This window comes from Actinomadura darangshiensis (assembly GCF_004349235.1).
Lineage (GTDB): Bacteria > Actinomycetota > Actinomycetes > Streptosporangiales > Streptosporangiaceae > Spirillospora > Spirillospora darangshiensis.
The window spans coordinates 1-10737 of record NZ_SMKY01000303.1; the positions used below are offsets into that span (position 1 = coordinate 1).

The 10737-nt window shown below is 72.2% G+C and carries 12 protein-coding genes; 6 read left to right on the forward strand and 6 right to left on the reverse strand.

What is annotated here, in order from left to right:
• A partial coding sequence (locus tag E1293_RS38870; protein ID WP_207939349.1) for a DUF4190 domain-containing protein occupies positions 1 to 732 on the forward strand: 732 nt, incomplete at its 5' end.
• A gap of 48 nt (positions 733 to 780) precedes the next feature.
• Here E1293_RS38870 and E1293_RS38875 read toward each other — a convergent pair.
• The 4 genes from E1293_RS38875 to E1293_RS38890 form a co-directional block, all read right to left on the reverse strand.
• Positions 781 to 1683, reverse strand: coding sequence for a serine hydrolase (locus E1293_RS38875; protein WP_132203788.1), 903 nt, complete (start codon positions 1681 to 1683; stop codon positions 781 to 783).
• Positions 1684 to 1723: 40 nt separating this feature from the next.
• Positions 1724 to 2179 carry an SRPBCC family protein gene (locus E1293_RS38880; protein ID WP_132203790.1) on the reverse strand — a complete coding sequence of 152 codons (456 nt, stop codon included), beginning with the start codon at positions 2177 to 2179 and terminating at the stop codon, positions 1724 to 1726.
• Between the two features lie 102 nt (positions 2180 to 2281).
• Positions 2282 to 2965, reverse strand: a complete 684-nt coding sequence (locus E1293_RS38885; RefSeq protein WP_243717213.1) for a PIG-L deacetylase family protein — start codon at positions 2963 to 2965, stop codon at positions 2282 to 2284.
• Between the two features lie 139 nt (positions 2966 to 3104).
• Positions 3105 to 4070: a nucleoside hydrolase gene (locus E1293_RS38890; protein WP_243717210.1), complete on the reverse strand. Its 966-nt coding sequence runs from the start codon at positions 4068 to 4070 to the stop codon at positions 3105 to 3107.
• Between the two features lie 137 nt (positions 4071 to 4207).
• On the opposite strand from E1293_RS38890, the gene E1293_RS38895 reads away from it, so the two are divergent.
• Genes E1293_RS38895 through dhaM form a run of 4 tightly spaced genes read left to right on the forward strand, consistent with a single transcriptional unit; the run spans position 4208 to position 7858 of the window.
• Positions 4208 to 5836, forward strand: a complete 1629-nt coding sequence (locus tag E1293_RS38895; RefSeq protein WP_132203794.1) for an IS200/IS605 family element transposase accessory protein TnpB — start codon at positions 4208 to 4210, stop codon at positions 5834 to 5836.
• Between the two features lie 18 nt (positions 5837 to 5854).
• The gene (dhaK, locus tag E1293_RS38900) at positions 5855 to 6850 is read left to right on the forward strand and encodes a dihydroxyacetone kinase subunit DhaK (protein WP_132203796.1); all 996 of its coding nucleotides are present in this window, start codon (positions 5855 to 5857) and stop codon (positions 6848 to 6850) included.
• Entirely contained in the window at positions 6847 to 7470 is a 624-nt protein-coding gene (dhaL, locus tag E1293_RS38905) for a dihydroxyacetone kinase subunit DhaL (protein ID WP_207939350.1), read from the forward strand. The genes dhaK and dhaL overlap by 4 nt, the downstream gene beginning before the upstream one ends.
• Position 7471: 1 nt before the next feature.
• Positions 7472 to 7858: a dihydroxyacetone kinase phosphoryl donor subunit DhaM gene (gene dhaM, locus E1293_RS38910; RefSeq protein WP_132203798.1), complete on the forward strand. Its 387-nt coding sequence runs from the start codon at positions 7472 to 7474 to the stop codon at positions 7856 to 7858.
• Between the two features lie 55 nt (positions 7859 to 7913).
• Here the strand turns inward: dhaM and E1293_RS38915 are convergent, their stop codons facing one another.
• Entirely contained in the window at positions 7914 to 8216 is a 303-nt protein-coding gene (locus E1293_RS38915; RefSeq protein ID WP_132203800.1) for a protealysin inhibitor emfourin, read from the reverse strand.
• A 23-nt stretch (positions 8217 to 8239) separates the two neighbouring features.
• Positions 8240 to 9685, reverse strand: a complete 1446-nt coding sequence (locus tag E1293_RS38920) for a gluzincin family metallopeptidase (protein ID WP_132203802.1) — start codon at positions 9683 to 9685, stop codon at positions 8240 to 8242.
• Between the two features lie 286 nt (positions 9686 to 9971).
• Here E1293_RS38920 and E1293_RS38925 point away from each other — a divergent pair.
• On the forward strand, positions 9972 to 10737 hold a 766-nt coding region (locus E1293_RS38925; RefSeq protein ID WP_207939351.1), incomplete at its 3' end, for a UvrD-helicase domain-containing protein.

The following is a 10737-nucleotide window of genomic DNA, read 5'->3' on the forward strand; positions in this document are numbered from 1 at the left end:
CCCCCCGGATCCGGGCATCCCGGTCCCCAGGCGCCGTATCCGCCCCCGCCCATGCCGTCGGGCCCCGACTACGGCTCGCCGTACGACTCGCGGAACGACAAGACCAACGGCCTGGCGATCGCCGCGTTCATCACCGGCCTGCTCGGCTGCTTCGGCGTGCTCGGCCTCATCCTCGGCGCGATCTCCCTCTCCCAGATCGGCCGGAACGGCGGCAAGGGCCGCGGGCTCGCGATCGCCGGGATCATCCTGTCGTGCCTGTGGATCGTCGTCGGCATCGGCGTTTTCGCCCTGCGCGGCTCGTCCGGTTCGTCCTCGGATGCTCCGAAGCCCAAGGCGTCCGAGACCAAGGAGGTCGACGCCCAGAAGATGAAGGTCGGCGACTGCATCAACGACAACTCGGGCGCCACCACCACGACGTCGACGGAGGCGCCGGTCGAGGTGGAGAGCGTCAAGATCGTCCCGTGCACGGGGCCGCACGACGGCGAGGTGACGGCCGTGTTCAAGCTGAAGGGCTTCACGCTGCCGCCCGAGTCGCAGCTGCAGCAGTACGCCTCGACCGGCTGCAAGGCGCGCACCCGGGCGAGGATCAACCGCGACCCCGCCGCGCGGGGCATCGCGAACTCCTACTACTACCCGACGGACGAGTCGTGGCGGCAGGGCGACCGCACCGTCACCTGCGTCGCCGTGGCCGCGACCGACGGCAAGAAGCTGACCCGGCCGCTGCACCGCTGACGCTTCCGGTCCGCAGGGCGGCCGGCCCGCCGCCCGCTCCGGGACCCGTCAGGGACGCGCCCCGCGCATGGTGCCGACGACCATGCCCGCGACATGCTCCACGGTCGACACGCCGGTCTCCATCGTCGGGTTGTCCCCGCTGCACACCGCGATCAGGAAATCGTGGCCGGGACCGCTGATCCGGCCGACGCTGTTGATCGCCCAGCCGTTCCCCTGATTGTGGATCGGCGCCCAGCCGTTCTTCAGCGCCACCCTCTCGCCCGGCCGCGCCGCCGCGCTGACGCCCCACGCCTGCTCGTCCAGCACGGAGCCCATCAGGCCCAGGATGTACTGCCGGCCGGTGGCCTTCAGCGGGCTTCTGTCCGAGGCCAGGTTCGCCAGCAGCCGCACCTGGTCGGCCGGGCTCGTCAGGGACGAACCCCACGAGGTGGGGAACGGCTTGGTCTGCTTCAGGCCGAAGGTCTTGTTCGCCTTCCGGACCCCCGGTCCGTAGCCGGCGTCGGAGTACAGGGCGTCCGCCGCCGAGTTGTCGCTCTCCCGGATCATCCGCCCGGCCAGCTCGCGCTCGCCGCCGGACAGGCGCCGGCCGTCGCGCTGCCGCTGCAGGACGAGGGTCGCCAGGATGTCCACCTTCACGATGCTCGCGGTGACGAACCGGCCTTTCTCGTTCTCGCCGAAGGACAGCCCGGTCCGCAGGTCCGTCGCCATCACCCCCGCCTTGCCGGGACGTTTCCGGACGTAGGCGCGGACGGCCTGCCGCAGCGCCGCCGCGTCGAACGGGCGGGCCGCCTCCTCGACGACGGCCGCGCCCCGCCGGGACGGGATGGACTCCGTGGCGTTCACGACGGTGCCGCTTCTGCGCTGCGGCCCGTCCGCCGTGAACAGGTGGGCGGTGACCCCCGCCCCGGTGGCGCCCGCCGCGAGAGCGAGCACGATGAGATGACGCCGCATCGATTCCCCCGAATGTCGTGCGACTTTGAATGGGCCCGGCTCAGATGGCGCCGGGAAGGCGCGCCGGGCAGCCCGGCTCGCAGTGCGCGGAATGCCATGCCACCCGCCGCGCGTAGGTGTCGATGCGGCGGCGCAGGACGGCCCGCGTGAACGGCCCGCTGCCCGGGAACCCGTCGATCTCGCCGCGCCAGCGGATCAGCGTGCCCGCGCAGTGCGGCTCCAGCGTGATGTCGGCGTGCAGGCGGCGCTCCGGCGGCCCGGCCAGCGCGACGTACCCGTAGTGCCGTGGCGGGTCCCAGGCCACGACCTCCTCGCGCCAGGACCGGACGATCCGGACGGCCCCGACCCCGTTCGGGTGCTCCGCGCCGGCGGTCTCCCGCCGGGCCCGCGTCCAGAAACCGCCCCATTCGTCCCACGCCTCCGGCACGCACAGGTGCTTGAAGATCACCTCCGGCGCGGCGGAGGACGTGGCGGTGGACTCGATCTCATGTGGCATGACGACCCCCCGAGTTCTGTCACCCGGGGTACATGCCCGTTCTCGGACTGATTACGGCTGGTAGGGGATCGTATTTCTAGTGTGACCGATTCGCCGCGAACCTCAGGCGGTGTCGATGACCTGGAACGACTCCGCGAGACGCCCCTCGGGCAGGCCCGCGGCGGCGGCGTTGTAGCCCAGCCAGCCGCGCAGCATCTCCGGCAGCCCGTCGCCCATGTGCCCGGTCTGGCTGGCGTGCGCCCGCAGCGCGTTCACCTTCCGCTCGAACCGGTCGGTGATGTCGACGTAGTGGTTCACGACGGGGCCGCCGCTCATCCACACCTCCCGCGCCGTCCACGCCTCCAGGCCCTCGTCGGCCAGCAGCTCCGGGAACGCGTACGGGTTGCGCGCGTCGGGGTAGACGGCGTCGAGCGCGGCCGAGCCGACCGCCCGGTGGTCGGGGTGGCTCGGGTAGATCCGCTCGTAGTTGCGCTCGGGACTCGGCATCAGCACCCGGTCGGGCCGCACCTGCCGGATCACCCGGGCGATGTCGCGGCGCAGGTCCAGCGTCGCCTCGACCCGGCCGTCCGGGTAGCCGAGGAACCGGACGTCGCCGACCCCGGCGCACTTGGCCGCCGCGCGCTGCTCCTCGCGGCGCAGCGCGGCCATCTCCGCCCGGGTGATCCCGTCGTCGAAGCCGCCGGCGTCGCCGTCGGTGACCATCAGGTACACGACCTCGATGCCGAGGTCGGTCCACCCGGCGACCGTCCCGGCGGCGCCGAAGTCGACGTCGTCCGGATGCGCCATCACGGCGAGGATCCGCTGCAGCCCGCTGTCGTCAAGAACGTTGGTCACGGTTTCAACCATAAGGTCGGCGAACGGTTTCCGGCACACCCGAAGATCGGGAAATCGCGGGCGCCGCCGGGCCGGCCGGAGCGGTGCCGGGTCAGAAGGAGAGCAGCGACGCCAGCAGCCGCTCCTGGAACCCCGGCACGTCGCCGCCCACCGCGATCTTCACCGGCCGGCGGGTGTCCTCGGCGGGCAGCGAGCGGGCGTCCCACACGGTCGTGCCGCGCGTCAGCTCGCCCCGCAGCTCCACCCGGACGGGACGGTGCGCGTACTCGCCGAGCTCCGGCTCGACGACCAGCATCGCGGCGAGCGCGTCGTGGATGACCGCGCCGCGGCGCCTGAGGGTCGGGGTGTAGGCGTCGGCGTAGAACTCCAGGATGTTCGCGGCGAACCGGGCGACCGGAGTGTCGTGCGCGGCGAGACGGTCCAGCCAGTCGTCGTGGACGGCGGTCGGGTGCGTCGCGTCCAGCGGCACCAGGACGACCGGCCAGTCCGCGGCGAAGACCAGGTCGGCGGCCTCCGGGTCGTGCCAGATGTTCGCCTCGGCGTGCGTGGTGATGTTGCCGGGGTGCTCGAACGCACCGCCCATCACCACGACCTCGCGGATCAGCGACGGCAGCTCGTCGTCCAGCAGCAGGGCCGCGCCCAGGTTCGTCAGCGGGCCGGTCGCGAGGAGGGTCAACTCGCCGGGCGCCTCCCGCGCCAGCCGGACGATCTGCGCGGCGGCGGGCTCGGCGACCGGGCGTCCCGCCGGGTCGGGCAGGTGCGTGTCGCCGAGGCCGTCGGTGCCGTGCCAGTCCAGCGCGTAGTGGACGTCCTGCGCCATCGGCCGGGCGGCGCCGATCGCGACCGGCACCCCCTGCTCGCCCGCCTTCAGCCCCGCCGCCTCCAGCACGCGCAGCGTGTTCAGCGCGCCGGTCAGCGGGTCGATGTTGCCGTGCACCGTGCCGACGCCCACCAGCTCCGCCTCGCCCGCCCGGACCAGCGAGGCCAGGTAGAGCAGCGTCATCGCGTCGTCGATGCCGGTGTCGCAGTCGTACAGGATGCTGGGTGCTTTGGTCACGGATGCAACCTATGCGGTATGGGACAGCGACAGAACCCGCCATGCGGCGAGTGAGGATCGATACCGTCGGCCCCGAAGCCGGCAACACACCGGGTTGTCGATTGCATGTTCGAGATCGCTCACTTAAAGTAGCGGCCATGTCGCGATCTGCATTTGCTCTGCCGTTCGTGGTCGAAGGGCCGTCGGGGGTGGCGGTGCGTGACCGGCTCAAGGGCCTGTCGGTGGAGGACGAGCGGGTGCTGCGGCTGGTGGGTGCTCACTTAGGGGTGCTGGCCGGTCGTGATCTGAAGATCCGGTGCGCTGATGCCCTGGATCACGACACCGATCGCTGGGCGGCGCGTAAACGTCAGTTGACGGCCGAGTCGTCGGCGCGGTGGGCCGGGAGCATCACCAAGGCCACTCACGATCAATGGGCGCTCGCCCGCCGGAACCGGCGGGCGCACATGCAGTGCCTCGAAGCCGGTGTCCGGATGCTGGAGCATCGGCTGTCGCTGCCGATCGGTCACAAGGGGGCCAAGCGGGTTCCGGGCGGTTACCGCTCCAAACGCGAGTGGTTCGCCAAGTCGCGCCGTCTTGGCGTCCTCCGAGACCGGCTCGCCGCCGAGCGGGCCGACTGGGAAGCGGGGCGCGTGCATGTGGTGCGTGGCGGCCGCAGGCTTCTCAATACCCGTCACCACCTGGAGGCGGCCGGTCTGGCCGAGGCCGAGTGGCGGAAGCAGTGGGAGGCCGGGCGCTGGTTTCTGCGCGCTGACGGTGAGTCGGGCAAGCGGTACGGCAATGAGACGATCCGTGTCGCCCCCTGTGGTGAAGTGTCTATTCGGCTCCCGGCCCCGCTCGTGCACCTGGCCAACGCCGGGCACGGCCGGTACGTCCTGTCGTCCAACGTCGCCTTCAAGCATCGGGGGGTCGAGTGGGCGGACCGGGTCGAGGCGAATCGGGCGGTCGCCTATCGCATCCACCTGGATGCCGGGCGGGGGCGCTGGTATCTGACCGCGTCCTGGCAGCGTGCCACCGTCCCGGCGATTGCGCTGGAGGACGCGCGTGCAGGCGGCATGATCGGTGTCGACACCAACGCTGGCCACCTTGCCGCCTGGTGGCTGGACCGGCATGGCAATCCCGTTGGCGAACCACGCCGGTTCGGCTATGAACTATCCGGCACCGCCGGGCATCGCGACGCGCAGATTCGGCAGGCCATCACCCGCCTGCTGCACTGGGCCGGACGTTGCGGGGTCGCCGCGATCGCGATCGAGGATTTGGACTTTTCGCGAGAGAAGACCCGCGAAAAGTACGGCCGCCGCAAGAAGTTCCGACAGCTGATCTCCGGCATGCCGATAGGCAGGCTCAGGGCTCGGCTCGTCTCGATGGCCGCCGAGGTCGGTCTGGCGGTCGTGGCCGTGGACCCCGCCTACACCTCCAAGTGGGGCGTGCAGCACTGGCGCGAGCCGATGAGCGCACCGCACCGCAAGATCTCCCGGCACGATGCGGCGAGCATCGCGATCGGGCGACGCGCCCTCGGGCACCCGATCCGGCGACGGACGGCACCGCCCCGCCATCACCAGAGCGATGATGCCGGGCATCGGACCTTCCAGGCCGCGTCGGCCGCCCGGGGACGCGAGGGTCCCCGCAGACCCGTCCCGGACCGTGCACATGAGGCACGCCGCCGGACGCAGGCGACCAGATCGCGGGGAACCAGCGCGCCCAGCACCGTTCGGGACGCGCGCGGAGTCCGGGATTTGGGTACAAGACCCATTCCTGGATCCTGTTGAGAACGGTAGAGCTGAGACATGCGCAAACTCATCAACGCCCCGGCGGACGTGGTCTCCGACGCGCTGCGCGGCCTGGCCGCCGCGCATCCGGAGCTGACGGTCGACCCGGGGAACGGCACCGTCGTGCGGGCGGACGCGCCGCGCACCGGCAAGGTCGCCCTGGTGTCGGGCGGCGGATCCGGTCACGAGCCGCTGCACGCCGGGTTCGTCGGCCACGGGATGCTCGACGCGGCGTGCTGCGGCGAGGTGTTCACCTCCCCCGTGCCGGACCAGATCATCGCCGCGACGATGGCGGTGAACGGCGGCGCCGGCGTCCTCCACCTCGTGAAGAACTACACCGGCGACGTCATGAACTTCCAGCTGGCCGCCGAGCTGGCCGAGGACGAGGACATCGAGGTCACCTCCGTGATCGTCGACGACGACGTCGCCGTGCAGGACAGCACGTTCACCGCGGGGCGGCGCGGCACCGGCGCCACGCTGTTCATCGAGAAGATCGCCGGTGCGCTCGCCGAGGAGGGGGCCTCCCTCGCCGACGTCGCGGCCGTCGCGCGGGAGGTGAACGAGCGCAGCCGGTCGTTCGGCGTCGCGCTGTCGTCGTGCACCGTCCCGGCCGCCGGGACGCCGACGTTCGAGCTGGGCGAGGACGAGATGGAGCTCGGCATCGGCATCCACGGCGAGCCCGGCCGCGCCCGCGCGAAGATCGGCACGGCGGCGGAGATCGTGGACGCCTCGCTCAGCGCGATCGACGCGGACATGCCGCTGGCTGGGTCCGAGGTGCTGGTGCTGGTCAACGGGATGGGCGGGACCCCGCTGATCGAGCAGTACGTCGCCTACGCGGCCGCCGCGCAGTGGCTGGACGGGCATGGCGCCACGGTCGTCCGGCGCCTGGTCGGGCCGTACGTGACGAGCCTGGAGATGGCCGGCTGCATGATCAGCGTGTGCCGGCTGACGCCCGAGCTGACCCGGCTCTGGGACGCGCCGGTCGAGACCCCCGGGCTGCGGTGGGGCCGGTGAACGCGCGAGACCTCGCCGCCTGGGTCCGGTACGCGGCCGAGCTGGTGTCCGCCGATGCCGAGCGGCTCACCCGGCTGGACGCGGCCATCGGCGACGGCGACCACGGCCTCAACCTGGACCGCGGGTTCCGCGCCGCCGTGGACGCGCTGCCGGACGGCGCCCCGCCGGGCAAGGTGCTGATCGCCGCCGGGCGGGCCATCGTGTCGAAGACCGGCGGCGCGTCCGGCCCCCTGTACGGGACGGTGCTGCGCCGGGCGGGCAAGGCCCTCGGCGACGCGGATGACGTGGACGCCGCCGCCCTCGGCGCCGCGCTGAAGGCCGCGCTCGACGGCGTCCAGGAGCTCGGGAAGGCCGTCGAGGGCGACAAGACGATGGTCGACGCGCTCGCTCCCGCCGTCGCCGCCTTCGCGGCGGCGCTCGCGGACGGCACCGGTCTCGCCGGCTGTGTGCGCGCTGCGGCCGATGCCGCCGCCGAGGGCGCGGACGCCACCGTCCCGATGCGGGCGCGCAAGGGCCGGGCCAGCTACCTGGGGGAGCGCAGCGAGGGGCACATGGACCCGGGCGCGTCGTCCACGGCGCTGCTGCTGCGGGCACTGGCCGAGGTCGCGGGGGAGGGCTGACATGGTCGGGATCGTGATCATTTCCCACAGCCGGACGCTGGCGGAGGGCGTCGCCGAGATGGCCCGCGCGCTGGGCGTCGGCAAGGCCGTCGTCGAACCGGCCGGCGGTGACCTCGAAGGGGGGCTCGGCACCAGCATCGACCTCGTCGAGACGGCGCTCGCCGCGGCGGACGGCGGCGACGGCGTCGTGCTGCTCGCCGACCTCGGCAGCTCCGTCCTCACCGCCAAGATGCTCATCGAGGACGCCGACCGCGACGACGTGCTGCTCGCCGACGCCCCGCTGGTCGAGGGCGCGGTCGCCGCCGCGTCCATGGCCGCGACCGGCGCGGACCTCGCGACCGTCCACGCCGCCGCCGAGTCCGCCCGCGACCACCGCAAGGCGGGCTGAGCGCGTGGCGTGCCGGCGCTCGGCCGGCCCGCCACGGCTGCTCGGCGGGCGAGGTTCAGGACCTGCCCGGTCCTTCGAGGAGCGTCCCGAGGACGGACGCGCCGCCCGCCGCCGGGTCGCCCCGCACCTCGTACACGTGCGGTTCCCCGTCCGCGCCCTCGTCCGACACGGTGATCCGGTACGCGGGGAGGTCGGCGCCGATCTCGCCGGGCTCACCGCGTGCTTGCGCGGCGGCCAGCGCGTCCACCGCCTCCCGGATGCGTCCCGCGTGCCCCGCGGGGAGGCCGGCGGTGTCGTAGAGCGCCACGACCGTGTTCCGGCCGGTGAAACCGCCGGTGCTCTCGATCTTCACGCGCATGCCGGCCTCCCTGCTGCGGGGCCCTACTTGCTGAAGGCCCTGCGGAGCTCCTCCAAGTCCTCCTGGAGGATGTCATCGTCGTCCAGGGAACCGCGCCTGGCCAGTTTCTCCGCGGGGACGACCTGGTACTCGGGCATCTGCATCGTCCCGCAGCAGCGCGACCTGTCCTGGTCGGCCCGCAGGCTCGCCGAGTGCTCGTCGAACGCCTCGACCTCCGTCACGTCCTGCCCGTCGCCGGTGTAGCCGGGCTCCGTCATCGCCATCCGCCCGCTCATCAGGTCCCGCAGCGGCGTCGCCGCCGTCGTGATCTCGCGGACCGCGAACCGGTTGCGGATGAACGTCCGGTAGACCGCCGGGTCGCCGCGGCCCGCCGACACCTGCAGCATCTTGTTCGCCACGTCCACGTACCGGGCGCCCGTCGCCGGGGCCGCCACGATCGCGTCGAACACCAGCTTGCAGAGCGCCGACGCCGTCTCGATCAGCACGATCGTCGCGTCCTTGGTGCGCCGCTGCCGGCTCAGCTCGAACGTGTAGACGTCCGCGAGGACGTCGTAGATCGCGCCCGTGAACACCTGGGAGATCGCGTGGACCTCGTTGCCGACCTGGCTGAGCTTGAGGTCGTTGTCGGCGTTGCGCAGCCCGGACGGCATGCCGAGCGCCCGGCCGAACTCCTCGGCGAGCTCCGGCAGGAACGACCTGTCGTGCAGGTTCGCCTTGGTGAGCGCCACCAGCGCCTCCGCCTGGTCCGGCTCCGCCAGCGCCAGGAAGATCGCGGTGATGTCGCCGAACGCCTCGTGCAGCCCGCCCGTCTGGGGCGGGTTGCCGGCCGCCAGCCAGCCGGGCTTCAGGCCGTCCAGCACCGCGTGCCCGGTCTCGTGGGCGACGATGTCCAGCGACCGGCAGGTGTGGACGACCTGGGACGGCGGCTGCCCCTGCGGGGTGAAGAACAGGAACTTCAGCGCCTTCGCCGTCCGGCTGTAGAACGCGTTCGCGCCCTCCCCGCCGTGCGGGAACACCGTGATGCGGTCGGTGTTGCCGCCGACGTTCCACGCGAACGGGATCGGGTTGCCGCCGTTGTGGCGCTCGTACATCGCCATCGTCTGCCGGACGACGGCGAACGTGTGCGCGCAGTCGAACTGCGGGCTGCCCGCGGCGAAGACGAAGTCGCCGCCGACATCGCGGGCGACCGGGGTGACGCCCTGCAGCTCGGTGCGCACGCGGGCGTCGGTGGGGCCGTTCAGCACCACGGTCGGGACGAAGGCCAGGCGCGCGCCGAGGGCGGTGACCGACGGGTCCTGCTTGTAGACGAGGAACCGGTGCCCGGGGCGGGCCGGCACCGGCACCGGGACTGGACGCGGGACGGGCCGCGGCAGCGGCGGAACCGCGCGGCGGGCCCGCTGGGCGGGAATCTCGATTCGCGTCGGATCGGCGTCCCGCGGCGCCTGGAAGTCGTGCTGGTGGATCGTCATCGAAGCCACCTTCCCCTGACAGTGCGCGAGTCCCTGCTGACCCTGCGCTGCTGCGAGCGGACATGCGGGGCTGCAATACGGGGCCTTGCATCCGTGGACCGGCTCGTCCGGTCCGTGTGTCCGCTCCGTCTGCTCAACGTCCGCCGGTCGCGAGATCGAATCAACCCGCGGGGGCGAAAAGCAGGGCATCTGTCCACATGCTGCCGCGCGGGCGGGACACGGCCGTGCCGAGCCGTACTCGCGGACGCGCCGAAAACGTCCGCGCCGCGCCGTAGACTCGCACCTGATGTCGAAGACCGAAGCTCACCCCTTGCTCGATGGCCTCAATCCGCACCAGCGCGCCGCCGTCGTGCACTCCGGCGGCCCCCTGCTGATCGTGGCCGGCGCCGGCTCGGGCAAGACCCGGGTACTGACCCACCGCATCGCCCACCTGCTGGGCGAACGCGACGTGCACCCCGGCCAGATCCTCGCGATCACCTTCACCAACAAGGCCGCCGCCGAGATGAAGGAGCGCGTCGACGCCCTCGTCGGGCCGCGGTCGCGCGCCATGTGGGTGATGACGTTCCACTCCGCGTGCGTCCGGATCCTGCGCCGCGAGGCCAAGCGGCTCGGCTTCCCCACGAGCTTCTCCATCTACGACCAGGCCGACGCGAACCGGCTGATGGCGCTCGTCTGCCGCGAGCTCGACCTCGACCCGAAGCGCTACCCGCCGAAGTCGTTCAGCGCCCAGGTGTCCAACCTGAAGAACGAGCTGATCGACTACGAGACGTTCAAGAACCGCGCGTCCACGCACATGGAGCAGACGCTCGGCGAGGCGTACGAGATGTACCAGGCGCGGCTCCAGCAGGCCGGCGCCATGGACTTCGACGACCTGATCATGATGACGGTCAACCTGCTGCAGGTGTTCCCAGAGGCCGCCGAGCACTACCGGCGCCGGTTCCGGCACGTCCTGGTCGACGAGTACCAGGACACGAACCACGCGCAGTACGAACTTGTCCGGGAGTTGACGGCGCCCATCGCGGTTGCCGGGGGGTCTGGGGGGTCGTCCCCCC